Origin of the sequence: Plantibacter flavus (assembly GCF_002024505.1) — a bacterium.
Taxonomy (GTDB): domain Bacteria; phylum Actinomycetota; class Actinomycetes; order Actinomycetales; family Microbacteriaceae; genus Plantibacter; species Plantibacter flavus_A.
The window spans coordinates 2,383,153-2,408,148 of the sequence record NZ_CP019402.1 but is presented as its reverse complement, the minus strand read 5'-3'; the positions used below and the strand labels follow the sequence as shown (position 1 = coordinate 2,408,148).

Below are 24,996 nucleotides of genomic sequence, written 5' to 3'. Positions count from 1 at the left end.
ATGGCGCGATACATCGTCTCCCGGGTCCTGTCGTCGCTCTTCGTCCTGTTCGTCCTGTCCGTCCTCGTCTTCTCGATGGTCCGGGTGATCCCGGGCGACCCCCTGTCGGCGTTCGCGGACCCCTCGAACCCCGACCCGGCCGCACTCGACGCCCTCCGCACGGAGCTCGGCCTCGATCGACCCTGGCTGACGCAGTACCTCGCGTGGCTGCTCGGTGTCCTGCAGGGTGACTTCGGACGAGCCATCACCGTCCCGAACGAGGTGTCCAACCTCATCGCCCAGCGCCTCCCGCTCAGCCTCACCCTCGCCGTCATGGCGACCCTGTTCGGGACCGTCCTCGGCATCCCGGCCGGTGTCCTCGCAGCGACCCGGTGGCGTCGGGCCCCCGACAACGCGGTCCGAGGGCTGTCCTTCGTGCTCCTCGCGACGCCGCCGTTCGTGCTCGGCACCGTCCTCATCCTCGTGAACTCACTCACCCTGCGCCTGCCGCTCGTGGGTACGGCTGGGGCGAGCGGGGATCCGCTGCGACTCGTCGGCGTGCTGGTCCTGCCGGCGCTCCTCATCGGTCTCGTCCTCGCGGCGATCGTCGCCAGGTACACCCGCGGCACCCTGCTCGACACGCTCGGACAGGACTTCGTCCGCACGGCGCGGGCCAAAGGGGCGTCACCGTCCCGACTGGTCGGCCGGCACGCGCTGCGCAACGCCCTCATCCCGGTCACGACCGTGATCGGGATCGAACTCGCCGCGCTCGTCGGCGGGACGGTCGTCATCGAGACCGTGTTCGCGCTCCCCGGGATGGGCTCGCTCCTCCTCACCGGCATCCGCTCGTCCGACTACCCGATCATCCAGGCGACCGTGCTGCTCATCGGTGCGGTCTACGTGCTCATCAACTTCATCGTCGATCTGATCTACCCGCTGATCGACCCACGAGTGAGGGTCCACACGTCATGACGGTCACCCGCGCCATCGCGCTCGCGAAGATCGACGGCCGCCGCCGTCGCAACGGGTTCGGCCCCGCCTTCTGGAGTGGATCCGGCATCCTCGTCGGCATCCTCCTGCTCGCTGGATGGATGACCCTCGCGCCGCCCTACGACCCGTTCGCCGCCTCCGGACCGGCCCTCGCCGCGCCGAGCCTCGACCACCTGCTCGGCACCGACAACCTCGGCCGCGACAACCTCACCCGGCTGGCGCTCGCCGCACGGACGAGTCTGCTCATCTCGGGCGCCGCCGCCCTGCTCGGTGCGGTCATCGGCACCGCGCTGGGGCTCGTAGCCGGGTACCTGGGCGGCTGGGTCGACGCGATCATCATGCGGATCGTGGACGCGGCGCTCGCCCTGCCGGCGATCCTCGTCGCGCTCGTCGTCGGGGTCGTCATCGGCACAGGGCCGTGGCCGCTCATCATCGCCCTCGGCCTCGTGTTCGCGCCGGGATTCGCCAGGGTCATGCGAGCCCCGGTCATCGCGCTGCGCGAACGGGACTTCGTCCTCGCAGCGACGCTCAGTGGCGTGCGGGGACATCGGGTGATCGTCGAGCACCTGCTCCCCAACGTCCTGACGCCGCTCTTCGTGCAGTTCGCGTCCGTCGCCTCGCAGGTGGTCCTCATCGAAGCCGCGCTCAGCTACCTCGGTCAGGGTGTCCAGGCGCCCGAACCCTCGGCCGGCCGCATGATCAGCGAGTTCACGCGCTTCATGCAGGTGCAGCCCCTCCTCATCGTCCTGCCCTCCCTCGTGATCATCCTGCTCTCGGCGGCCTGGAACCTCCTCGCCGACGGGCTCCAGGACCACTTCGCCCCGAGGCGGGAGCCCGCGTTCTCGCTCGGCCGCCCACGCGGGCGTCGGGGAACGGCAGTGGCGCACCACGGTACGTCATCCCGCACCACCATCGACGCGGCGTCCACGGACGACGCTCCAGAGAAGAGGCAGCAATGAAGACACGCATCCTCGCGGGGACGGTCGCCATCGTGGCGGCGTCCCTCGCGCTCAGCGGCTGTGCGCCCGGCGGATCCACGGCCGACGCGGGCGGTGACCCGGTCGCCGGCGGCACCCTGCACTGGGGCGTCCCGGCCGAGCCGTCGGCCGGCGGACTCGACCCGATGGCCGCCAGCGCGATCGCCGCCGAGGTCATCAACGCCGTCGCGTACGACACGCTGCTCGCGAAGGACGACGACGGCGAGGTCATCCCGGCGCTCGCCACCGAGTGGTCGCAACCGGACGAACTCACCTGGGTCTTCGAGCTGCGCGACGATGTCACCTTCGCCGACGGCAGCGCGTTCAGCGCCGACGACGTCGTCTACTCCTTCACCCTCATGAAAGAGGCCACCACGTCGGCGAGCACCTACCTGGCGAACGTCTCGAGCATCGAGAAGACCGGTGAGACCGAGGTTACGTTCCGGTTCAGCGCACCGGACGGCACCTTCGTGGACGCGGTCTCCGCACGCCAGACGTTCTTCATCGTGAGCGAGGAGGGCTATGGCGCGGCGACCCCGGACGAGCGGCAGCGGACCACCTTCGGGACCGGCGCGTTCCAGGTGACCGACTGGAGCGACGGTGTCAGCGTCACGATGGCGAAGAACGAGAACGCCTGGCAGGACACGAAACCGTACCTCGACGAGATCGTCTTCGACTTCATCCCCGACGAGTCCGCACGCCTCGCCGCGCTGCAGCAGGGCAGCATCCAGGCCGCGTACTTCACGGACGGGAGCCTCGCCGATCAGGCGGTCCAGGCCGGATTCACCCTCGGGGAGGCGTCCTACCGCCAGAACCTCGCGATCTACATCAACCCGGAGACCGGGCCGCTCGCCGACATCGACGTCCGTCGCGCCGTCGCGCTGTCCCTCGACCGCCAGGCCCTCGTCGACACGGCGATGCTCGGCTACGCCGCGCTGTCGTTCGTGCCACCGGCCGGTGACCCCGGCGCGCTCGACCCGAAGGGGCTGCCGTACTACGAGCGCGACGTCAGCCGGGCGAAGGAACTCCTCGCGGACGCCGGCCAGCCGAACCCGACCATCACGCTCAGCTACATGGGCGACGTCGCGCAGTCGCACCACCCCGTCTACGAGATGATGCAGCAGCAGCTCGCCGAAGCGGGCATCACCCTGAAGCTCGACGCGAAGCCGCTGTCGGAGATCGCCCCGGTCTTCACCACCGGCGAGAGCTGGACCGACCTCGTCGCCATTCCGGGCAGCCCCCGCGCGGCATCGCTGTTCTACTACGACCCCGTGCTCGTCGACGGCGGGGTCTACAACCACTGGGAGGGGAACCCCGAGGCGGATGCGGCTCGAGAGCTCTTCCAGCAGGCGAAGAGCGCCTCGGACCCGGCCGAGTACGCCGAGCTCGTCGACCAGCTGGCAGAGGAAGCGGCCGAGCAGGTGCTCGAGATCGTGCCGGTCGCGGTCCCGGTCTACTTCGAGGTCTGGGACAGCGCCAAGCTGCACGACTACCAGAGCGACGCGTACTACTCCAGGTACCGGCTCGACGAGGCCTGGCTGAGCCAGTAGTCCTGTCGTCCACCCCACCGTCCCTCCCGCACCACTCGAGCGAAAGCTGGTCTGACCATGGATCGAGACGTCGACGCCCTCCACGTGGAGGGGCTGAGCATCGCCTACGGTGGCGCTGCGCCATCGGTGCAGGACGTGTCCCTGCGCGTCGGTCCGGGGGAGATCGTCGGGGTGATCGGCGAGTCCGGGAGCGGGAAGTCGAGCATCGCGCTCGCGATGATGGGGCTGCTGCCGGACTCGGCGACGGTCACGGCGTCCCGCCTCGACGTCGCGGGGACCGACATGCAGGGTGCCACGGAACGTGACTGGTCGGGGCTCCGCGGAGCGCGCGCCTCGATGGTGTTCCAGGAGCCGATGTCCGCCCTCAACCCGTGCATGCGGATCGGGGCGCAGATCGCCGAGGTCCTCCGCATCCACGGGATCGCCGACAAACGGCAGGCTCGGGCGCGGGCGTTGGAGATCCTGCACCTCGTGCGGATGCCCGACGCGGAACGACGGCTCGGCTACTACCCCCACCAGCTGTCCGGCGGTCAACGCCAGCGAGTCGTGATCGCCATCGCGGTGGCCGCCGGACCGACCCTGCTCGTCGCGGACGAGCCGACGACCGCGCTCGACGTGACGGTGCAGGCGCAGATCCTGGAGCTGTTGCGGACTCTGCGCGACGAGACGGGGATGGGCGTCCTGTTCATCAGCCACGACCTCGGCGTCATCGGGCAGCTCTGCGAGCGGGTCGCCGTGATGTACCGCGGGCGCATCGTCGAGACCGGCCGCGCCGAGCGGGTCCTCGCGGACCCGCAGCATCCGTACACCCGGGCGCTCCTCGAGAGCATTCCGCGACCGTCGGTGCCGGTGCGGTCGCCGTTGGCGGTCATCCCCGTCGACAACGACTTCGCCGAGGCGCCGGCGGTCCTGGAGGAGGTCCGATGAGCGACACTCTGCTCCGCGTCGACGGCGTCACGCAACGGTTCGGCCACGGCGAGCATGCGACGCTCGCGCTCGACGACGTGTCGCTCGAAGTGCGTCGGGGCGAGACGCTCGGACTCGTCGGAGAATCCGGCTCCGGGAAGAGCACCCTCGCCCGGGCGATCCTCCTGATGCGGCGACCGAGCTCGGGCCGCATCGAGTTCGACGGTGGCGACGTCTCGCGGCTCCGTGGGTCGGCGCTGCGGACGCACCGGCGGCGGGTGCAGATGGTGTTCCAGGACCCCAACGACTCCCTCGACCCGCGTTTCACGGTGGCGCGTTCGATCGCCGAACCGCTCGTCGCCGCAGGGCTGGGGGCGGCAGCTCGTCGAGCCCGGGTCGTCGAGTCACTCCACCAGGTGGGGTTGCCAGGGGACGCCGCGGAGCGCTTCCCTCACGAGTTCTCCGGTGGGCAACGGCAGCGCATCGCGATCGCCAGGGCCATGGCGGCGAAGCCCGAGTTCGTCGTCCTGGACGAGCCGACCTCGGCTCTCGACGTCTCCGTGCAGGCGCAAGTGCTCAACCTGCTCGTCCGTCTCCAGGAGGAGACGGGTGTGACGTACCTCTTCATCACCCACAACCTCGCGGTCGTCCATCACGTCGCGCATCGGGTGGCGGTGATGCGCAACGGTCGCGTCGTGGAGGAGGGGACGGGGGAGCAGGTCATGACCCGGCCTCAGGACGCCTACACGCGCGAACTCCTCGAGTCGATGCCCGTCCTCTACCGGACCTGATCCCACCACCGATCGTCGACCACCAGGAGGAACCGGATGCGCGTGCAACGACTCGGCGACAACGCTCACGAGGTGGCTCTGTACGAGGGCCCGGGCCGGATCGATCTGGAGTGGTACTTCCAGCAGACCACGGCCCTGCCGTCATCGGTGATGCGGTATCGCCTCGAACCCGGAGCAGCTGAGGGAGAGCACCTCCACCTGGAGGGTGACGACGCGAGTTGTTCGCCGAACAGCTCCGACGAACTGTACGTCGTCACCGCGGGCGAACTCGTCGTGACCTCGGGTGAGCACCGGAGGCTGCTGAGATCCGGCGACGCGTTCTACGCGCCGGCCGGGCTCGTCCACGGTGTCCGCAACGAGTCCGACGCCGTGGCCGAGATGATCCTCGTCTTCGGCCCACCGACGGGCAACCCGTTCCCGCAGTCGGGCGTGGAGGCCTTCTCCGCGGACACGGACCACTGATCCGGCGACCTCGCCTACCGCCCGGCCTGCAACTGCTCACGGAGCTCGTCGAGGCGGACGGCGATGCCGAGCCGGAACATGCGCTCGTCCTCGCGCCAGGACGCTCCGAGCACCTGGTCGAGCCGGTCGAGTCGCTGGAGGATCGTGTTCGTGTGGAAGTTCAGGGCGCGCGCCGTGCGGGTGGGGCTCGCGTTGTTCCGCACGAACGCGCGCAGCGTCCCGAGCAGGTCGGCGTTCCGCTCGGCGTCGTAGCGCCGGACGAGTCCGATGGTGTCGCGCAGGAAGTCGGCGAGCGCCCGCGCATCGGTGTCGAAGATCGCGGAGTAGGGCAGGAAGTCGTCGGTCGATGCGGTGAGGTCCGAGAGTTCCAGCGCGGCGATGAGTCTGGCGGTGCGCATCGCGCTGGTGAACGCGGAGGTGAGGGCGTCGGGAGCGGTGCGGGGTACGACGGCGACGACGGGCTGCTGGATGCTGCCGGCGACGTGTCGGCGGACGGCGTCGGCGTCGAGCGGCCGACGGTCGGAGGCGTGTGCGGCGACGACGTACCCGCGGTACTCGCCGACGAGCGCGTGGTCGTCGAGTCGGCGGCTGAGCGCCCGGGCGGCGGTGGTCTGCTGGTCTCCAGGGACGGCGAGGAGGAGCAGGGAGTCGAGTTCGTGCAGGTCGATGCCGAGGCGCCTGGCGCGTCGTTCGACGTCGGATCGGCGTTCGGGCACGTCGTCGAGGAGGTCGGCGATGAGTTCGCTGCGGACGCGGTGGTCGGCGCCCGAGGCCGCCTCCTGCTGCAGCTCGAGGAGGGCCGCGACCTGGGCCGCGCGTTCGACGGTGCGGAGGTCGACGGCGCCGAGCTCGAAGTCGCCGTCACCGAGGATGAGCACGCCGAAGTGCCGGCTGCCGGCGGACAGGGCGGCGACCGCTCCGACACCACCGCTCGCGACCAGGACGCAGTGGCCCGAGCGACGGCTGTCGGTGATGGCTGCGCGGGTGGCGTCGTCGAGGTCGAGCATGCCGGGGGAGAGCGGGAGCCCGGCCGCCGCGATCACCCGGTCCTGCGCGTCGGTCACGGCGACCGCACGGCCGAGTGCGGTGGCGAGCGTCTCCGCGACGGGTGCGAATCCGCCCCCGGCGAGCACCGCCTGGACGAGTTCCTGGTGGACGGTGTTCGCCCGGTCGCGTTCGACGAGGTGGGCGGTGAGGTCCGCGAGGTTCCGTCGGCTGGCGTCCTCGGAGTCCTGCAGGTCGCGGAGGGTCTGCGTCGTCTGGAGGATGACCGAGGCGTGGTCCGCGAGCGCCGCCAGGAGCGCGACCTCGTCGGGGGAGAAGTCCTTCCGGTCGCGGTTGCCGACGAACAGGACGCCGAGGACGTCGTCGCTCGTGAGCATCGGCACGCCGAGCAGGGAGACGAGCCCCTCCGCTGCGACCGCGTCATCGATGCCGCGCTCGTGTCGGTCGGTCGAGTAGTCGGAGTAGTCCGCGACCCACTGGGCCGTGCGCGATTCGACGACGACGCTCGCGAGCCCTCGCCCGGGAGGCACCCGGAGCGTCTGGAACGACGGACTGACGGAGCCACTCGTCTCGCGGACCCGCAACTCGTGCGTGACCGGGTCGAACTCGGACAGGTAGGCCAGATCGACACCCATCATCTGGTGGGCGCGCTGGACGAGCCTGGCGAGCACGGCGTCGCTGTCGCGGAGCTCGGCCAGTTCACGGGCGCTGGAGAACAGGGCGGAGAGCTCGTGCTCGCGGCGTCGCAGCCGGATCAGCTCCCGCTCGGTGTCGTGGACGGGGTCGGCGTCGACGAGGTCGGTGGCCGTTCGCATGTCGGCAGGCTCTCGCATCGGGTCTCCTGACTGGTCCCTCAGGAGTCTAGAGCGACGGCCGGTCCAGCGGGGTGTGGGATCCACCCACACGATCGTTGATCCGCTGAGTCATCCACCCATCGTCGTCGACGATCACCGCTCCTAGGGTCGTCTTGACCGCAGCACCGAGGATCCGGTGTCTGCCTGTACCGAAGGGCGACCCATGCCGAGAAACAGCCGAATCCAGGGGCTGCGCGACCACACGCCGGACGAGCGGCTCGAGCTCGTCGCCGAGGGGGCCGGGATCGAAGCGGAGGCGCTCGCCGCACTGCGCCCCGACGCCGGCCTGTCGATCGCCCAGGCGGACCACCTGGTGGAGAACGTCGTCGGCGTCATCGCCATCCCGGTGGGCGTCGCGACGAACTTCACGATCGACGGCGAGGACCGACTCGTCCCCATGGCGACGGAGGAGCCGAGCGTCGTCGCCGCGGCTTCCAACGCCGCCCGCATCGCGCGCGTGCACGGCGGTTTCCGGACGTCGTCGTCGGGCGACGTCATGATCGCGCAGATCCAGGTCCTCGACGCGGTCGACCCGCACGCCGCGCGGCTCCGTGTCCTCGAGGCCCGGGACGAACTGCTCGCCCTCGCGAACGAGCTCGACCCGATCCTCGTCTCCTTCGGCGGTGGCGCCCGAGACATCGACGTCCGGATCCTGCCGACGCGCGTCGGGACGCAGGTCATCGTCCACCTCCACGTCGACGTCCGCGACGCCATGGGCGCGAACGCCGTGAACACGATGGCGGAGGCGATCGCGCCCCGCATCGCCGAGATCGCCGGATCGCGGACCCTCCTGCGGATCCTCACGAACAAGGCCGATCAGCGCATCACCCGGGCGAGAGCGGTCTTCGACGCCGACCTCCTCGGTGGTGCGCAGGTCGTCGCCGACATCGTCGCCGCAAGCGCGTTCGCCGAGGCCGATCCGTACCGGGCGGCCACGCACAACAAGGGCATCATGAACGGCATCACGGCCGTCGTCCTCGCCACGGGCAACGACACCCGGGCCGTCGAGGCCGGCTGCCACTCCCACGCGGCGCGGTCCGGTCGCTACTCGGCGCTGTCGCAGTTCGAGCAGGACGTCGACGGGAACCTCGTCGGCACGATCGAGGTCCCACTGGCCGTCGGACTCGTCGGTGGAGCGACGAAGGCACATCCGACGGCGCAGGCGGGCGTCACCCTCCTCGGTGTGGGGACAGCCCGGGAACTCGCAGCCGTCATCGCCTCGGTGGGCCTCGCCCAGAACCTGGCCGCGTGTCGGGCGCTCGCCGCCGAAGGCATCCAGCGCGGACACATGACCCTGCACGCCCGGACGATCGCGGCGAGCGCCGGCGCGACCGTGGACGAGATCGGGGCGGTCGCGGCGAGGATCGTCGCCGACCGTCGGATCCGGGTCGAGTACGCGCGTGAGGTGCTCGACGAGCTCCGGGCGACGTCGGCATGAGCGGCCTTCCGCAGCCCCGGATGGAACCGGTGGACGGTCTCCCGACACGGGTGCGCGTCTACGAGGTGGCACCGCGGGACGGGCTGCAGGCCGAGACGGACATCCTGCCCACGGCGGTGAAGGCGGAGCTCTGTCGGCGCCTGTACGAGGCGGGGTCGCGGGACCTCGAGGTGACGAGTTTCGTACCGGCCACCTGGATCCCGCAGTTCGCGGATGCGGAACGGCTCGTCGCGGGACTCGAGGTGCCGACGGGTGCACGCGCCGTCGCCCTCGTGCCGAACCTGCGCGGCCTGCAGCGGGCGATCGACGCGGGTGTCCGGGAGGTCTCCGTGGTCGTGAGCGCGTCGGAGTCGTTCGCCAGGGCCAATCTCAACACCTCGCGCGAGGGGGCCGTCGAACGGGCCGAGGAGGTCGTCGCCGCCGCGACCGCGGAGGGCGTCCAGGTGCGCGGCTACGTGTCGATGGCGTTCGGGGACCCCTGGGAGGGTGCTGTCGATCCGGCGACGGTCGTCGAGGCCGCCGTGCGGATCTACCGCGCCGGGTGTTCGACGGTCGCCGTCAGCGACACAATCGGCGTGGGGACGCCCGGGCTCACGACCCGCGTCGTCCGGGACGTGCTCGCCGCCGGAATACCGGTCGAGGCGGTCGCGCTGCATCTGCACGACACCTACGGGCAGGGACTCGCCAACGTGTACGCGGCGCTCTCCCTGGGCGTCGCCGAGTTCGACTCCTCCGTGGGTGGCCTGGGTCGCTGCCCGTACGCGAAGGGCGCCACCGGTAACCTCGCAACCGAGGACCTCGTGTGGATGCTCCACGGGCTCGGGATCGAGACCGGGCTCGACCTCGGGGCCCTCGCCACGACGACCGCCTGGTTGGCGCGCGTCCGGGGCGTCGCAGCCCCCTCGAACGTGGCGACGGCCCTGGCGGCCGCAGCGTCCGCGGTCGACACCCCGAGCACCGCAGGAGGCGGCAGATGAGGCACACCCCCGAGTACGTCCAGGGCGACGTCGAAGCCGTCCGCGCACTCGTGCGCGAGCACCCCTGGGCGACGGTCGTCAGTCACGTGCCCGGTCGTGGGCTCGTCTCGTCGCACTATCCGGTCCTGCTCGAGGAGGACGAGGACGGGATCGTGCTCCTCAGCCACGTCGGGCGGCCGGATGAGCGACTGCACGAGCTCGGCCAGCATGAGGTCATGGTGATCGTCTACGGGCCCCAGGGGTACGTGTCCCCGAGCTGGTACGACACCTCGCCGGCCGTCCCCACCTGGAACTTCGCGGTCGCTCACCTGTACGGGGTGCCCGAACTGCTCTCGGACGAGGAGAACCTGCGGGTACTCGACCGCCTCGTCGCCCACTTCGAGCGTGTGCTGCCCGAGCCGTACCTGATGAACGGGACGATCGCGAACAGCGAGTACGCGGCGCGCATCGTCCACGGGACGGTCGGGTTCCGCCTGCGCGTGACCCGGTTCGAGGCCAAGGAGAAGATGAGCCAGGACAAACCGGCCGCGGTCGTCGAACGGGTCGTCACGGCGCTCGGGGAGCCGGGTCCGTACCAGAACGTGACCCTGGCCGCCCGCATGGCCGCCCTCCACGGGCTCGACACGGGGACGACGGCGCCGACCACCGACGACGGGACACGGACACCGTGACCGAGCTCACGCTCCGGAATGCACGGCCCTCCGGCGGCGAGCCCGTCGACATCCTCGTCCGCGACGGTCGGATCGCCGAGATCGGACCGGCCGGGACGGTCCAGGCGTCCGGCGAGGTCGTGGACGTCGCCGGACGCACCGTCGGACCGGGGCTCTGGGACGCCCACGTCCACATGACCCAGTGGGTGATCCAGCGGCGCCGGATCGACCTGACCGCCACCGCGAGCGCGGCCGACGTCCTCGCGGCCGTCCGTCGCGCGGTCGACACCGATGCACCCCTCACCGACGGGTTCCTCATGGGGTACGGCTTCCGCGACGGCCTGTGGACGCAGCCGGCGACCCTCGCCGCGCTGGAGGCCACCGAATCGGACGTACCCGTCGTCCTCGTCAGCGGCGACCTGCACTGCGCCTGGATGAACACGCGCGCCGCGCGACGCCTCGGCTTGGACCTCGACGCGAGCGGTGTCGTCGCCGAAGCACCGTGGATCGAGGCGCTGCAACGGATCGACCAGCGCTCCGGGCTCGCCGCGCACGCCTACCGGGACGCCGCCGACGCGGCAGCCCGCCGCGGCGTCGTCGGGGTCGTCGAGTTCGAGAACACCGACAACCTCGGCGAGTGGTCCGAGCGCATCGCGGACGGCGCGACGAGCCTGCGGATCGAAGCCGCCGCGTGGCCCGACCGGCTGGAGTCCGTCATCGCGGCGGGACTCCGGACCGGCGACGCGATCGAACCGGCCGGACTCCTCACCATGGGACGACTCAAGGTCGTCGTCGACGGTTCCCTCAACACGAGGACCGCCTGGTGCTGGGACCCGTATCCGGGCGTCGACCCCTCGAGCCCACACGCCTGCGGGGTCGAGAGCGTCTCCGTCGACGAGCTTCGCCGACTGCTGGAACGAGCGAGGAGCGCCGGGATCGAGGCTGCCGTCCACGCGATCGGCGACCGAGCCAACACCGAGGTCCTCGACACCTTCGAAGCGCTCGCCATGCGCGGGGTCATCGAGCACGCCCAGCTCGTGCGCGAGCAGGACTTCGCCCGGTTCGCGAGCCTCGGGCTCATCGCGAGCGTGCAACCCGAGCACGCGATGGACGACCGCGACGTCGCCGACCGCCACTGGAGCGGCCGCACGGGTCGCGCCTTCGCGTTCGGATCCCTGCACGGCGCAGGCGTCGGCCTCCGACTCGGCTCGGATGCTCCGGTCTCGCCCCTCGATCCGTGGCAGGCGATCGCCTCCGCGACGAGCCGGAGTCGAGACGGCCGCGACGCCTGGCACCCCGAGCAACGGCTCCCGCTGGACGTGGCCCTGGCCGCGAGCGTCCGGACGTCGATCGCGGTCGGACAGCCCGCCGACCTCGTCATCACGGACCTCGACCCGTTCGACGCCGACGCCGAGCGGCTGCGGTCGATGCCGGTCGCCGCGACCCTGCTCGGCGGTCGATTCACCTGGCGCGCGATCTGATGGCAGCCGAGACCGAGACGGAGACCCCCACCGTGACACCGCAACCCACCGCGACGCCGACCACCTCGCAGCTCTTCACGAACGCCCGGGTGTTCACCGGCACCGACGAGACGGATGTCGCCTCCGCATTCCGCATCGTCGACGGCCGCTTCGACTGGGTGGGCGAAGCGTCCGCCATCGCGGGGGAACCCGCGGTCGACCTCGGCGGACGCACCGTGCTCCCCGGCCTCATCGACAGCCACACCCACCCGGCGCTCATGGCCGCCACCGCTGTGGCCGCCGAGTGCTTCCCGCCGTCGGTGGTCTCGATCGACGGACTCGTGGAGCGGCTGCGTGAGCACCAGGCGACCCTGACCGCGCCGAGCGCCTGGGTGCTCGGCCGAGGGTTTGACGACACGAAGTTCCCCGAGGGGCGGATGCCGACCGCGGCCGATCTCGACACGGTGTCCGCCGAACGCCCCGTCCTCGTCTGGCGCTGCGACGCCCATTCCGCCGTCTGCAACACCGCGGCGCTCCGCCTCGCGGGCATCACGGCCATCACGCCCGACCCGGCCGGAGCACGTTTCGAACGCGGACCGGACGGCGAACCGAACGGCGTCCTCACCGAGATCGCAGCGGTCGATGCGGTCGCCAGGTTCATCCCCGTGCCGGAACGCGACGAGCAGGTCGCCTCGCTCGTCGCGATCGGCGAGGAACTGGCCTCGCGAGGGATCGTCGCCGTGTGCGACCTGCTGTCCAACCGGCTGCACGACCCCCTCGACGCCTTCCGCGCCGCTGCCGCCAAGGGGCTCCGCACCCGCGTCGCCCTCTACCCGGGCTGGGACCCCTCCGCGCCACTCGACGAGCTGACCCCTGACGATCGCGAGGGGCGGATCCGCATCGGCGGGGTGAAGGTCGTCCTCGACGGGGCCTACTCGAACCGCACCGCCTGGGTCGCCGAACCGTATCCCGAATCCTGCGACCACGGACTCCGACTCGTCGAGGACGACGACGTGCTCGCAGCCGGCGCCTGGGCTCGCCGCAACGGCGTCCAGCTCGCGGTGCACGCCATGGGTGACCAAGCGCTCGACCGCGTCGCGAGCCTCTTCGCAGACCAGGAGCCTTGGCTCGACGGCATCCCGTCCGTCCGCATCGAGCACGCGACCATCATCAGCGAGGAGTACGCCGAACGGCTCCGCGCGGCGCGCATGACCTTCGGGATCGCGACCCACACCGTGTTCTTCTTCGCCGAATACGACGGCTACGAACTCGCACTCCGCGCCGAACAGGTCCCCGACGCCTACCCGATCGCCCGGTTGTTCCGCACCATCGGGCCACTCGCGCTCTCCTCCGACCGCCCCGCCACCGCCTGGAGCGGCGCCGACGACGTCATGCTGTCCGTCGAGGCCGCCGTCCGACGACAGGCCTACAACGGCGCCGACTTCGTCCCCGAGGAAGCCGTCAGCGTCGCCCAGGCGCTCCTGCTGTACACGGGACGAGCCGGCCTGCTCTCGCCGCTCGACAGCGTCGGTCGGATCGCCACGGGGTACGACGGCAGCTTCGCCGTCCTCGACCGCGACGTCTTCTCCATCCCCGCGGACGAGATCGCCACCGTCAGGGTCGCCGAGACGTGGATCTGCGGCGAGCAGGTGTACCGGCGCTCGCCGCACGTCGAGGCGATGCGCTCGTGACCGGCTTCCAGGAGGACGCGACGGCGATACGCGACGAGCTCGTGGCGGTCCGGCGCGAACTGCACCAGGCCGTCGAGGTCGGCCTCGACCTGCCCGCGACCCAGGGGATCATCCTGCGCGAACTCGCCGGGCTCGGCCTGGAGGTCACGACGGGCACCGGCCTCTCCTCGGTCGTCGCCGTCCTCCGGGGTGGTGCTCCGGGCCCCACCGTGCTGCTCCGTGCCGACATGGACGGTCTGCCGGTCACCGAGGCGACCGGGTTGCCGTTCGCGTCGACGTCCGGAGCCATGCACGCCTGTGGCCACGATCTCCACATGGCGGGCCTCCTCGGCGCCGTCCGCCTGCTCGCCGCCCGTCGCGCCGACCTCGCCGGCACGGTCGTGTTCATGTTCCAGCCGGGGGAGGAGGGCCAGGCCGGCGCGCGGCTCATGCTCGACGAAGGTCTGATCGACCTCGCCGGAGGGCGACCCGTCGCGGCGTACGCGCTGCACGTGGACTGCAGCACCCCACGCGGGCAGCTCGTCACGCGGGAGGGCGCCATGATGGCGAGTGCCAACGCGTTGCAGCTCACCGTGCGCGGGACGGGCGGTCACGCGGCGTTCCCGCACCTCGCCGTCGACCCGGTTCCGGTCGCCGCGTACCTCATCCTCGCGGTGCAGACCTTCGCGGCCCGTCGGCTCCCGGCCACCGACCAGGCCGTCATCTCCGTCACCCGGTTGAGCAGCGACTCCGAGGCCAGCAACGTCCTCGCCTCGGCCGTCAGCCTGGAGGCGAACATCCGCACGCTGTCGAAGGCGACGCTCACCACGGTGCGCGAGCAGCTGCCCGAGCTGCTGACCGCGATCGCCGAGGCGCACGGCTGCACCCTCGAGTCGACCTTCATCGCGTCCTACCCCGTCACCGTCAACGATCCGAAGGAGACGCGGTTAGTCCTCAGCACGCTCGACGCGCTCGTAGGGCCAGACCGGGTCATCCGCCAGGAGGTGCCGTCGATGGCGTCCGAGGACTTCGCCTACATCCTCGACGAGGTCCCCGGCACGCTCGTCTTCGTCGGCGCCGCCCCCGACGAGGGCTCCGTCGCCCTGCACTCCGAACGCGCGGTGTTCGACGACGGCGTTCTGGACCTGCAGGCCGCGGTGCTCGCCGAACTCGCCTGGAGGCGTCTCCAGCTCGCGTGAGCGACGGTCGACCGTCCGAGTGCAACGAGGGACGTCCCGGACGAACCCGACAACTGGAGCAGCGCACGTGCCCTGGATGGGTAGCATGGACACGTTCCGGATTCCGACGACGAAAGGCCGCGCGTGATCACCGCAGAGGACATCACGAGGCGTGCCGCGATCGCCGAGTACCAGGTCGTCGGTCGTCCGCCCGAGACGGACCTCGAGAGTCTCGTCCACCTCGCCGCGGCCATGTGCGACGTGCCGACCGCCGTGATCAACATCATCGACGACCGGTTCCAGCACCAGATCGCCGCGGTCGGGTTGGAACCGGCGAGCTGCTCGCGCGAGGACTCGATGTGCGCAGTCGTGTTCCAACAGCGGGTGCGGACGATCGTCTCGGACGCTCGGGAGGACCCACGCTTCGCGGCGAACCCCTTCGTCACCGGTGAGCTCGCCAACGTCCGCTTCTACGCGTCGAGCCCGCTCATCACCCCCGACGGCGTCCCGATCGGCACCCTGTGCATCTTCGACGACCGTGTCCGAGAGCTGTCCCCGGAACAGGGCAAAGCCCTGGACCTCCTCGCGAGGCAGGTCGTCGACGTCCTCGAGCTGCTTCGCCTGACGCACGAGCTCGGCCAGTCCAACGAACAGCTCGCCCAGTTCGCCGGGCAGGTGAGCCACGACCTGCGCAACCCGCTCATGGCGGTCTCCGGGTTCCTCGAGCTCGCGACCGACAGTCCGGAGATGGTGAACGCGCCACACGCGGCGAAGGCGCTCGCGCGAGCCGAGTCCGCCGCCGACCGGATGGCGGCGATGATCACCGACCTGCTCGACTTCGCACGGATCGGTGGCGCCCGTCCGCGACGCGTCCCGATCGACCTCGAGCCGCTCGTGTCCTCCGTGGTCGAGGACCTCGACGCGACCATCACCTCGACCGGCGCGACCGTCGAGGTCGACACGCGCCTCCAGGTGCACGGCGACGAGACGCTGCTGCGAGCCCTGCTGCAGAACCTGATCGCGAACGCCGTGAAGTTCAGTGCGGCCGCCGGAGTCGTCCCGCACGTGCTCGTCCAGGCCGAGCGGGTCTCCGCCGGGGTGTTGGTCGCGGTCGAGGACAACGGTCCCGGCGTCGCTCCGGAGCAGCGTGAGCGCGTCTTCGACCTCATGGAACGCGCGGCGGGGAGCGAGGTCGCCGGCCTCGGCATCGGCCTCTCGACCTGCCGACGCATCGTCGAGGCGCACGGTGGCCGCATCGAGATCGACGAGTCGGGGCTCGGGGGAGCGAGCGTCTGGTTCCTGTTGCCCGACGCCCGGTCAGCGGGCTGAGCCGCCCGCGCGTGCGCGGTGTCTGCGGACGCCCGACCGGTTGGCGCACCGCACCGAGCAGTAGCGCTGACGGCCGTTGCGGGTGACGTCGACGACGACCCGCCGGCACGTGTCGCCGGGTTCGGTCCCCGCGGCACACCGACCGAGCCGCTGCATGCCCCTCGTCGTCAGGTGGAGGGCGGTCCCGACGCTGATCACCGCGGCAAGGACTTCGGGGAGCGCCTGATGCTCGTCGCGGTAGTGCAGGTGCCACCCCTCGCCGTCGTGGTCAGTCAGTCGCGGGAACGCGGCCGCCGACGCCATCTGACGGTTGAGTGCGGTCGCCCTGGCCTGATCGTCGGCCGCGTCGACGACGGTGAGCCAGTCGTCGACGACCCGGCGGACACCGGCGTGGTCGTCGGTGACCTCGGTGAAGGGCATGGTCATCCCGTGCTCGCGGGTGCGGGCGACGATGCCGTGCCGGTCGTCGGGCCAGTCGTTCGCCAGCGACGCGGCCAGGAGGACGGCGTACGAGCCGTAAGGGTTGAGATGCATAACGCCATTACATCATGGTGGAGTCATGACCCTCCTCGACGCACCCCCGCAGTCCTCCGAACCGTCGCCGAACGCCCTCGACGCCTGCCGCCACACCTGGGCGACGGAGTCGGCGCACATCACCTCGGAGGGGTCGCTGCGCTACCTCCGGTGTACCGCCTGCGGCAGTCGTCGGGTGGAACTGCGACCCCACGTCGACGCACCAGCGGTCGCGGTCACGCGCCAGGACATCCCGCCGCGGTGATGCAGGACCGAGACGGACCACGGTGACGTCCTCCCGCCGCGCGCGTTAGCGTTAGACGCATGCATGCGGGACCGCGCCCGCCCAGTGACGAGAGGAACCCCATGAGCGCCGACGTCTGGCTCGACAAGGAATCACCCGAGGTCTATCAGGCGCTCGTCGAGACCGGACGCGCCGCGGGTCGAGCGGCCCTCGCCACCGGCGTCGACAAGCGGCTCATCGAGCTGATCCGGATCCGGGCCTCGCAGATCAACGGTTGCGCGTACTGCCTGCGCATCCACGTCGCCGATGCGATCGCGCTCGGCGAGACCACGGAACGCCTCGCCATCCTGTCCGCCTGGCGCGACAGCGAGTACTTCAGCCCGGTGGAGCAGGCAGCCCTCGCGATCACCGAGGACGTCACCCTCATCGCGGACGTGCAACATCGCCGGCGACTGCCGGACGACGACCTGTCGACGCTCACGAACGGTCAGATCGCCGCCGTCCGATGGCTGGCGATCGTCATCAACGCCTTCAACCGCGTCTCGATCACGAGCCACTACCCGGTGCGCCCGGAGCAGGCGGACTGACGGCGGTCAGTCCTTCTGACGTCTCGCGCCGCGGAACCACGCTGCGACGCGGGTGCCCAGCCCGTCGGAGTACTCGTTCGAGAGGTCGAGCGTCTCCTGGCCGAGATCGCCACCGTTCCTGATCGACTCGAGCGCACGCAGTGCCCGGGCCTCCTGCTCGGCGGCTCGCTTCCGGCGGTCCTCATCACCCATGCGCCCAGCCTAGACGCGGTCGGCGGTGACGCCCCTGTTCACACCGTCACGTGGTGACGGCCGATCGGCAGCATGAGCGGCCTGCCCGAGGTCGGATCGGTGATGACCTGGTTCTGCAGTCCGAACACCGCGCGCACCGTCGACTCCGTCAGCACCTCGTGGGGTGTCCCCGCCGCATGGACGCGGCCGCCGGTGAGGGCGATGAGGTGGTCGGCGTATCGTGCGGCGAGGTTCAGGTCGTGGAGCACCATGACGATGGTCGTCCCGCGCGAACGGTTGAGGTCGGTGAGGAGGTCGAGCACCTCCACCTGGTGGCTCACATCGAGGAAGGTGGTCGGTTCGTCGAGGAGGAGCAGGTCGGTCTGCTGCGCGAGCGCCATCGCGATCCACACGCGCTGACGCTGTCCGCCGGACAGCTCGTCGACGTGCCGGTCCGCGAGCTCGCTCGTCTCGGTGGCGTCGAGGGCTGCGGCGACAGCGACGTCGTCCTCGGTGCTCCAGCGCGAGAGGAAGCCCTGGTGCGGGTGCCTGCCCCGGCCGACGAGGTCGGCGACCGTGATCCCCTCCGGCGCGATGGGCGACTGCGGGAGCAGGCCGAGCGTGCGTGCCAGCTGCTTCGCCGGCAGTCGGTGCACGTCCTTGCCGTCGAGGACGACGCGGCCGCTCCGAGGCGTCAGCAGGCGGGACATCGATCGCAGCAGCGTCGACTTGCCGCAGGCGTTCGCGCCGACGATCGCCGTCACCCGACCGGGCGGAACGAGGAGGTCGAGTCCGTCGATGACGGTCCGGTCGCCGTAGCCGAGTGCGAGTCGCTCGACGAGGAGCTGGTGTTCCGTGGTCACAGGGTGCCTCCGGGATGGTCGGGCGGCGTGCCGGTCACAGCGAGCCACCGGCGCGGTTGGTGCGGATGATGAGCCACATGAGGAACGGTGCCCCGAGCACCCCGGTCACGACGCCGACGGGGTAGCGTGCGCCGAGGAGGTACTGCCCGGTGAGATCGGCCACGAGGACGAGGAGGGCGCCCACGAGCGCGGCGGGCACGAGCATCGACCCGCCGCGGCCGACGATCCGCGAGGCGATGGGGCCGGAGAGGAACGCGACGAACGCGATGGGACCCGACGCCGCGGTCGCGAACGCGATCAGCCCGACGGCCGCGACGATGATGATCAACCGGGTCCGGTCGACGCGGACGCCGAGCGCGGCGGCGGTGTCGTCGCCGAGCTGAGTCGCGGCGAGGTCCCTGGACTGGGCGAGGAGGACGGGGCCGAGCACGAGCAGTGCCACGACGACCGGACCGAGCTGCGACCAGCTCGTCCCGTTGAGACTGCCGGTCAGCCACCGGGTGGCCTCCTGCAGGTCCCACTGGGCCGCCCGCGACAGGATGTACGTCGTGACGCTGTCGAGCATGGCGGCGACACCGATGCCGATCAGGATGAGTCGGGTTCCGGCGACGCCGCCGCGGTAGGCCAGGACGTAGACGAGGACCGCCACCGCAAGGCCGACGACGATGGCGAAGACCGACACCTCGGTCGCGCCGAGCGAGAGGGTGACGATCGCGAAGGCGGCGGCTGCGCTCGACCCGGCGCTGATGCCGATGATGTCCGGGCTCGCGAGGGGGTTCCGGAGCATCGTCTGGAAGGTGACGCCGGCCAGGCCGAACGAGGCGCCGGCTACGACCGCGAGGACCGCCCGGGGGAGCCGCAACCGTCCGACGGCGAAGGAGGCGCCCGGCACGTCGTGACCGAGGATAACGCGCACGACGTCGCTCGGCGGATAGAAGGTGTTGCCCACCATCAGCGAGATCAGGAAGACCGCGACGATGAGCGCGGCGAGGGCGGTCATGACGGCGACCCGGCGACGACGGCGCACCCGGCGTCCGCCGACGACGCGGTCGATGGTCGAGGGCGTCTGCTCGTCGACGCCGGTCACAGGGCGCTCACCTTCTGGCGTCGGACGATCGCGATGAAGATCGGTGCGCCGATCAGCGCGGTGATGATGCCCACGTCGATCTCCGCGGGGCGGGCCACGATGCGGCCGAGGACGTCGGCGACGGTGAGGAGGATCGCCCCGACGACGGCGGAGAAGGGGAGGAGCCACCGGTGGTCGACGCCGACGATGAGCCGACAGGCGTGCGGTACGACGAGCCCGACGAAGCCGATGGGACCGGTGACCGCGGTCGCCGCCCCGCAGAGCACCACCGAACCGAGGGCCGCCGCACCGCGTGCGATGGCGACCCGTTCGCCGAGGCCGGCGGCGAGGTCGTCGCCGAGTGCGAGGGAGTTGAGGCCGCGGGCCGACAGCAGGCAGACGAGGAACCCGACGACGAGGAACGGGAGGACCTGCTCGAGCTGGACGACGGTGGCGCCACCGACGCCCCCGATCTGCCAGGACCGCACACTGCTCGCGATGTCGCCGCGGGGCAGCACGACGGCGGTGATGACGGAGGCGAGGGCGGCCGACGTCGCGGCCCCGGCGAGGGCGAGCTTGAGCGGGGTCGCGCCACCGCGGCCGAACGAGCCGACCGTGTACACGAAGACCGCCGTGGCTCCGGCACCGATGATCGCGACCCAGACGGTGGTGTTCGCTGCTGCGAGCCCGAAGTAGGCGAGACCGGTCACGACGGCGAGGGAGGCGCCGAGGTTGATCCCGAGGATGCCCGGGTCGGCGAGGGGGTTGCGGGTCACGCCCTGCATGACGGCGCCGGAGACACCGAGCGCCGCACCGGCCACGACCGCCAGGAGCGTGCGTGGGATCCGCTTGGCCACCGCCGCCTGGTCGAAGCCGTCCACGCCACCCGCGAAGGCACCGAGGACCGCCGACCAGTCGACGTCGCGCGAGCCGATCGTCACGGAACCGACCATCGCGGCGAGGAGGACGAGGGCTGCGACGAGGAGCCAGAGCCCACGAACCCGCCTCGGGCGTCGCACGACGGCGACACCCGAGGCGGGTGGGGTGGCGGTGCCGGTGATCACGCCGCCTGGTCAGCCGCCTGCGCGAGCAGCTTCAGGTAGTCGTCCAGGATCCAGGAGATCGAGAGCGGCGTCGGGTTGGCGGCGGTTCCGAGGGGGCTGGTGCCGGGGAGGGCGACGATGGCGCGGTTCGCGACCGCGGGCATCTGCGACAGCAGCGGGTCGGCCTCGAGCGCCGCGACGAGCTCGTCGCCACCGTACGTCACGATGATGTCGACGTCGCTGAACGCGTCGGCCTGTTCGGCGCTCTGCGTGAGGGAGAACGACTCGGTCTCGGCGGAGGCCGCCGCGACGCTCTCGGGGAACGCGAGGCCGAGGTCCTCGAAGAACGCGGTGCGGGTGTCGTGGGTCGTGTAGTAGCTGACCTCGCTGAGGTCACTGGTGTCGACGTGGGTGAGGAACATCGCGGTCTTGCCCTCGAGCTGCGGGTACGCCGCCGCCGCGTCGCTGATCTCGTCTTCGAGCTGCGTCACGAGTGCTTCGCCCTCGTCAGCCATGCCCATCGCCTCGCTGTTGAACAGGATGGTGTCGCGCCAGGACGTGCCCCAGGCGGTCTCCGGGTAGGCCACGACGGGGGCGATCTCGGTGAGGGTGTCGTAGTCCTCCTGGGTGAGCCCCGAGTATGCGGCGAGGATGACGTCGGGGTTCGTGTCGGCGACGGCTTCGAAGTCGATCCCGTCGGTCTCGTCGAAGAGCACCGGGGTCTCGGCGTCGAGCGCTTCGAGCTTCTCCTCGACCCAGGGGAGCATCCCGTCGCCGTCGTCGTCACCGAAGTTCGCAGCGGCCATCCCGACGGGCACGACGCCGAGGGCCAGTGGCACCTCGTGGTTCGCCCAGTTCACGGTGGCGACGCGCTCCGGCTTGGCGTCGATCGTCGTGGTGCCGAGGGCGTGCTCGATCGTGATCGGCGTGAAGCCGTCGCTGCTGCCGGTGCCTTCGTCGGCCGACGACGACGAGCAGGCCGCGAGGCCGATGGTGAGGAACGCCGCCGCGGAGAGGGCGATGAGACGTGGTGCGCGCTGCATGGGGTCCTTTCGGGTGCTGCTGGCTGACACCTGCGTGCGGGCACGACGAACGACGGCGCCGGAGGACGTCGTCGAGGGGTCGGGTATGGCGACCGTGAGCGGCCGGCATCATGCACGAGGAGAAGGAGATGAAGGGTTGCCTAACCAAAGTTAGCTGGCAACCGATCCTGGCGCAATCGAGCGGATCCGACGTGTTCCTTCGCGAATCGGACAACCGATCGCGGATCCACCGATCCGTCCTAGCGGTTCCGGAATCGCCCGGGGCTCATGCCGGTGACGCGGCGGAACGCGGTCCCGAACGCCGTCGACGAGCGGTACCCGACGGCGGTCGAGACCTCGTCGATGCTGTCACCCGCCGTGAGCCGGGTGATCGCGTGCTGGGCACGGGCGGCGGCGACCCAGCGGGTGAACCCCAACCCGGTCTCTGATTCGAAGGCGCGCGTCACCGTCCGGGTGCTCACGCCCAATCGGGTGGCCCAGTCGACGAGCGAGGTCGTGTCGGACGGGTCGATGCGTATGCGCTCGGCGATGGGTGCCAGGAGCGCCGACCGGGGGACTCGGAGGAGCAGCTCGTGCTCGGCCGGCTCCAGCACGTCGACGATGGCGGCCTCGGTGGTGGCACGCGCGCGGTCCTCGAGCTCGGCGTCGCTGAGCCGATCGAGCAGGAGACGCAGCAGAGGCGTCACCTCCACCGCGGTCGGCTGCTCGGAGATCGTGGGGACGCGATCGACACTGAACATCGCGGCCCGCTGCCAGGTGCCCGCCGGGGTCCATCCGGTGTGGCGGACACCGGCAGGGATCCAGAGACCGTGGTGCGGGGTGACGGTCCAGACACGCTCGTCGACGCTCGCGGTGGATGCGCCGCGATCGTTCCACAGGAGCTCGTGCGTGGGGTGGGAGTGCTCGTCCCAGTGCGTGTCCCGCGCGATCCGCTCGGTGTTGCCGCGGATGACGAAGGGCACGGGGATCGCGCCGGCCTCGTAGAGGGGGAGTCGGCGGCGCGCCGGAGCCGTGTCCGTCGCGTCGAGGGACTGCTCCCACGGGTCGGCGGCGGCGGGGACTGGCACCGCTCCAGCGTACGGGGGTCCGCGCCGGACCGTCCCGCTTCAGCACTGCTTCAGCTCGTCCGCGCCAGACTGGGACGCGCCGCTCGACCGTCGACCGGCACGGAGCCTGGAGGTTGCACCGGATGCGGATACTCGTCGTGGACGATGAGGTGCGACTCGCCGACGGTGTTCGGAGAGGGCTCGAGGCGGAGGGCTTCGCGGTCGACGTCGCTGCGAACGGTGTCGACGGCCTGTGGATGGCCGGCGAGCATCGCTACGACGCCATCATCCTCGACATCATGATGCCGGGCCTCAGCGGCTACCGCGTCTGTCAGCAGCTCCGCGACGCGGGTGACTGGACCCCGATCCTCATGCTCACGGCGAAGGACGGCGACTGGGACCAGGTCGAGGCCCTCGACACCGGTGCCGACGACTTCCTCAGCAAACCGTTCTCTTTCGCGGTGCTCGTCGCGCGGATCCGCTCACTCGTCCGGCGTGGATCGCGGGAGCGGCCGACGGTGCTCGAGGTCGGCGAACTGCGGCTCGACCCGGCGTCGAAGCAGGTCCACCGGGGCGACGTCCCGATCGACCTGACCTCGCGCGAGTTCGCGGTCCTCGAGTTCCTCATGCGACGCGGGGGCGAGGTGGTGTCGAAACGCGAGGTCCTGCAGAACGTCTGGGACGACGATTTCGAGGGCGACCCCAACATCGTCGAGGTCTACGTCGGTCACCTCCGGAACAAGGTGGACCGCCCCTTCGAGCGTGCTTCGATCGAGACCGTGCGCGGGTTCGGATACCGGTTGGCGGGCGGGCGTGGCTGACGGCGGGCAGCACGGAGCGGTCGCGCTCCGGCGGCGGCCGTGGCGCTCCGTCCGAGCCCGCGCGGCACTCGGATCGGTGCTCGCGGTCGGAGTCTTCCTCGGGGTCGGCTCCGTGGCGTTCGTCGGCCTGTTCTCCGCGGCGCTGCGTTCCGGCGTCGAACAGAGCGCCTCGGCCGAGGCGGAGAGCGTCTCGGCACAGCTCGTCGCGGCCGACGCGACGACGCTGCCCGAGGACGACGGTCGACTCCTGGTGCTCGTCGAGGACGGACGTGTCGTGGACCGGACGGACGACGAGATCGAGCTCCCGACGCCGATCCCGGACGGTGACGTGTTCGTCTCGGTCGTCGACGACGAGCCGGTGGTGTTCGCCAGTGAGGACGTCGACGTCGACGGCCGTGACCTCGTCGTCCTCGCGGGCCGTTCCCTCGAGGAGACCGACGACGCCGTCGGACTCGTGTCGATGCTCCTCCTCATCGCGGTGCCCGTGCTCGTCGCCCTCGTCGGCGGCCTGACCTGGCTGCTCGTCGGGCGTGCGCTGGCGCCGGTGGAACGCATCCGCCGTGAGGTCTCGGAGCTCGGGGCGGGCGAGCTGCACCGACGGATCGAGGTCCCCGACACGGGCGACGAGATCGGTCGCCTCGCCGGGACGATGAACGGCATGCTCGAGCGGCTCGAGGACGCCCAGACGGCGCAGCGGCGGTTCGTGTCGGACGCCTCCCACGAGCTCCGCTCACCGCTTGCGGTGATCAGGCAGTACGCCGAGGTTGCGGCGCTCCACCCGGACCGGGTCGATCCGGCCGAGCTGTCCTCGACGGTCCTCGAGGAGGGTGCCAGGATGCAGGGGCTCGTCGAGTCGCTCCTGCTCCTCGCGAAGCTCGACGAAGGGGCGGTGGGCACCGGGCGGCGCACGGTCGACGTCGACGACCTCCTGTTGGCGGAGGCCGCTCGCCTTCGGTCTGCAGGCGGACTGCGTGTCGAGTCCGCGGCCGTCGCGGCGGCGAGGGTCGACGGCGACGACGTCCTGCTCGCCCGGGTGGTGCGGAACCTCGTCGACAACGCCGTCCGGCACGCGCGCTCCGTGGTCCGACTGGGATCCACCACCGATGGTCGGTTCGTCAGGATCTCCGTGGAGGACGACGGCCCCGGCGTGCCGGTCGAGTCCCGCGCACACGTGTTCGAACGGTTCGTCCGCCTCGACGAGAGCCGTTCGCGTGACGCCGGCGGTTCGGGCCTGGGCCTGGCGATCGTGGCCGACGTCGTGCGGCTGCACGGTGGGTCGATCGAACTCGTCGACAGCGCGCTCGGCGGTGCGGCGTTCATCGTCACGCTCCCGGCGTCGTCCGCTTCCTGAACGCGGCTTCAGCTCGCTTCAGGTCCGCTTCA

The 24,996-nt window shown here is 71.0% G+C and carries 25 protein-coding genes; 17 read left to right on the top strand and 8 right to left on the bottom strand.

Annotated elements, in window-relative coordinates; genetic code table 11:
- The 6 genes from BWO91_RS11275 to BWO91_RS11250 are packed head-to-tail and all read left to right on the top strand — an operon-like array spanning position 1 to position 5,655.
- The gene (locus BWO91_RS11275; RefSeq protein ID WP_071260690.1) at positions 1-951 is read left to right on the top strand and encodes an ABC transporter permease; all 951 of its coding nucleotides are present in this window, start codon (positions 1-3) and stop codon (positions 949-951) included.
- Positions 948-1,928, top strand: a complete 981-nt coding sequence (locus BWO91_RS11270; protein WP_064295465.1) for an ABC transporter permease — start codon at positions 948-950, stop codon at positions 1,926-1,928. The genes BWO91_RS11275 and BWO91_RS11270 overlap by 4 nt, the downstream gene beginning before the upstream one ends.
- The gene (locus BWO91_RS11265; RefSeq protein ID WP_064295464.1) at positions 1,925-3,496 is read left to right on the top strand and encodes an ABC transporter substrate-binding protein; all 1,572 of its coding nucleotides are present in this window, start codon (positions 1,925-1,927) and stop codon (positions 3,494-3,496) included. The genes BWO91_RS11270 and BWO91_RS11265 overlap by 4 nt, the downstream gene beginning before the upstream one ends.
- A 57-nt stretch (positions 3,497-3,553) precedes the next feature.
- Positions 3,554-4,423: an ABC transporter ATP-binding protein gene (locus BWO91_RS11260; protein ID WP_079002627.1), complete on the top strand. Its 870-nt coding sequence runs from the start codon at positions 3,554-3,556 to the stop codon at positions 4,421-4,423.
- Positions 4,420-5,193, top strand: a complete 774-nt coding sequence (locus tag BWO91_RS11255) for an ABC transporter ATP-binding protein (RefSeq protein WP_079002626.1) — start codon at positions 4,420-4,422, stop codon at positions 5,191-5,193. The genes BWO91_RS11260 and BWO91_RS11255 overlap by 4 nt, the downstream gene beginning before the upstream one ends.
- 36 nt (positions 5,194-5,229) lie before the next feature.
- Positions 5,230-5,655 carry a cupin domain-containing protein gene (locus BWO91_RS11250; protein ID WP_079002625.1) on the top strand — a complete coding sequence of 142 codons (426 nt, stop codon included), beginning with the start codon at positions 5,230-5,232 and terminating at the stop codon, positions 5,653-5,655.
- 14 nt (positions 5,656-5,669) lie between these two features.
- Here BWO91_RS11250 and BWO91_RS11245 read toward each other — a convergent pair whose 3' ends face one another.
- Positions 5,670-7,475, bottom strand: coding sequence for a GAF domain-containing protein (locus BWO91_RS11245; RefSeq protein ID WP_071260734.1), 1,806 nt, complete (start codon positions 7,473-7,475; stop codon positions 5,670-5,672).
- 202 nt (positions 7,476-7,677) lie between these two features.
- Here BWO91_RS11245 and BWO91_RS11240 point away from each other — a divergent pair, with 202 nt between their 5' ends.
- The 7 genes from BWO91_RS11240 (at position 7,678) to BWO91_RS11210 (ending at position 16,216) form a co-directional block, all read left to right on the top strand.
- Positions 7,678-8,952 (top strand): hydroxymethylglutaryl-CoA reductase, degradative, encoded by a 1,275-nt coding sequence (locus tag BWO91_RS11240; RefSeq protein ID WP_079002623.1) that lies wholly within the window; start codon positions 7,678-7,680, stop codon positions 8,950-8,952.
- Positions 8,949-9,929 (top strand): hydroxymethylglutaryl-CoA lyase, encoded by a 981-nt coding sequence (locus tag BWO91_RS11235; protein ID WP_079002622.1) that lies wholly within the window; start codon positions 8,949-8,951, stop codon positions 9,927-9,929. The genes BWO91_RS11240 and BWO91_RS11235 overlap by 4 nt, the downstream gene beginning before the upstream one ends.
- Entirely contained in the window at positions 9,926-10,600 is a 675-nt protein-coding gene (locus BWO91_RS11230; protein WP_079002621.1) for an FMN-binding negative transcriptional regulator, read from the top strand. The genes BWO91_RS11235 and BWO91_RS11230 overlap by 4 nt, the downstream gene beginning before the upstream one ends.
- Complete coding sequence (locus tag BWO91_RS11225; RefSeq protein ID WP_079002620.1) at positions 10,597-12,060, top strand: amidohydrolase; 1,464 nt, start codon at positions 10,597-10,599, stop codon at positions 12,058-12,060. Before BWO91_RS11230 ends, BWO91_RS11225 begins: the two co-directional genes overlap by 4 nt.
- Entirely contained in the window at positions 12,060-13,730 is a 1,671-nt protein-coding gene (locus BWO91_RS11220; RefSeq protein WP_079002619.1) for an amidohydrolase, read from the top strand. Before BWO91_RS11225 ends, BWO91_RS11220 begins: the two co-directional genes overlap by 1 nt.
- The gene (locus BWO91_RS11215; RefSeq protein WP_079002618.1) at positions 13,727-14,908 is read left to right on the top strand and encodes a M20 metallopeptidase family protein; all 1,182 of its coding nucleotides are present in this window, start codon (positions 13,727-13,729) and stop codon (positions 14,906-14,908) included. The genes BWO91_RS11220 and BWO91_RS11215 overlap by 4 nt, the downstream gene beginning before the upstream one ends.
- 123 nt (positions 14,909-15,031) lie before the next feature.
- Positions 15,032-16,216 carry a sensor histidine kinase gene (locus BWO91_RS11210; protein WP_079002617.1) on the top strand — a complete coding sequence of 395 codons (1,185 nt, stop codon included), beginning with the start codon at positions 15,032-15,034 and terminating at the stop codon, positions 16,214-16,216.
- Here BWO91_RS11210 and BWO91_RS11205 read toward each other — a convergent pair.
- Positions 16,205-16,750, bottom strand: a complete 546-nt coding sequence (locus BWO91_RS11205; RefSeq protein ID WP_079002616.1) for a CGNR zinc finger domain-containing protein — start codon at positions 16,748-16,750, stop codon at positions 16,205-16,207. The two genes, BWO91_RS11210 and BWO91_RS11205, sit on opposite strands and share 12 nt — an antisense overlap.
- 25 nt (positions 16,751-16,775) lie before the next feature.
- On the opposite strand from BWO91_RS11205, the gene BWO91_RS11200 reads away from it, so the two are divergent.
- Together BWO91_RS11200 and BWO91_RS11195 are read left to right on the top strand one after the other, a co-directional pair.
- Positions 16,776-16,994 carry a hypothetical protein gene (locus tag BWO91_RS11200; RefSeq protein ID WP_079002615.1) on the top strand — a complete coding sequence of 73 codons (219 nt, stop codon included), beginning with the start codon at positions 16,776-16,778 and terminating at the stop codon, positions 16,992-16,994.
- Positions 16,995-17,095: 101 nt separating this feature from the next.
- The gene (locus BWO91_RS11195; protein WP_079002614.1) at positions 17,096-17,560 is read left to right on the top strand and encodes a carboxymuconolactone decarboxylase family protein; all 465 of its coding nucleotides are present in this window, start codon (positions 17,096-17,098) and stop codon (positions 17,558-17,560) included.
- A 6-nt stretch (positions 17,561-17,566) separates the two neighbouring features.
- Here the strand turns inward: BWO91_RS11195 and BWO91_RS11190 are convergent, their stop codons facing one another.
- The 6 genes from BWO91_RS11190 to BWO91_RS11165 all read right to left on the bottom strand — a co-directional run bounded on the left by BWO91_RS11190 (position 17,567) and on the right by BWO91_RS11165 (position 22,813).
- On the bottom strand, positions 17,567-17,752 hold the full coding sequence (locus BWO91_RS11190; RefSeq protein WP_079002613.1) for a hypothetical protein: 186 nt from the start codon (positions 17,750-17,752) through the stop codon (positions 17,567-17,569).
- A gap of 38 nt (positions 17,753-17,790) precedes the next feature.
- Complete coding sequence (locus BWO91_RS11185) at positions 17,791-18,594, bottom strand: ABC transporter ATP-binding protein (protein ID WP_079002612.1); 804 nt, start codon at positions 18,592-18,594, stop codon at positions 17,791-17,793.
- 34 nt (positions 18,595-18,628) lie between these two features.
- Complete coding sequence (locus BWO91_RS11180; protein ID WP_240555471.1) at positions 18,629-19,681, bottom strand: FecCD family ABC transporter permease; 1,053 nt, start codon at positions 19,679-19,681, stop codon at positions 18,629-18,631.
- Entirely contained in the window at positions 19,678-20,721 is a 1,044-nt protein-coding gene (locus tag BWO91_RS11175) for a FecCD family ABC transporter permease (protein ID WP_240555809.1), read from the bottom strand. Before BWO91_RS11175 ends, BWO91_RS11180 begins: the two co-directional genes overlap by 4 nt.
- Positions 20,721-21,746 (bottom strand): iron-siderophore ABC transporter substrate-binding protein, encoded by a 1,026-nt coding sequence (locus BWO91_RS11170; protein ID WP_079002610.1) that lies wholly within the window; start codon positions 21,744-21,746, stop codon positions 20,721-20,723. Before BWO91_RS11170 ends, BWO91_RS11175 begins: the two co-directional genes overlap by 1 nt.
- Before the next feature lie 239 nt (positions 21,747-21,985).
- A complete protein-coding gene (locus tag BWO91_RS11165) occupies positions 21,986-22,813 on the bottom strand; it encodes a helix-turn-helix domain-containing protein (RefSeq protein ID WP_071260670.1) in 828 nt (275 codons plus the stop codon).
- A gap of 122 nt (positions 22,814-22,935) precedes the next feature.
- Here BWO91_RS11165 and BWO91_RS11160 point away from each other — a divergent pair, with 122 nt between their 5' ends.
- Together BWO91_RS11160 and BWO91_RS11155 are read left to right on the top strand one after the other, a co-directional pair.
- Positions 22,936-23,613, top strand: a complete 678-nt coding sequence (locus BWO91_RS11160) for a response regulator transcription factor (protein WP_064295445.1) — start codon at positions 22,936-22,938, stop codon at positions 23,611-23,613.
- Positions 23,606-24,964 (top strand): sensor histidine kinase, encoded by a 1,359-nt coding sequence (locus tag BWO91_RS11155; protein ID WP_079002609.1) that lies wholly within the window; start codon positions 23,606-23,608, stop codon positions 24,962-24,964. The genes BWO91_RS11160 and BWO91_RS11155 overlap by 8 nt, the downstream gene beginning before the upstream one ends.
- Positions 24,965-24,996 lie beyond the last annotated feature (32 nt).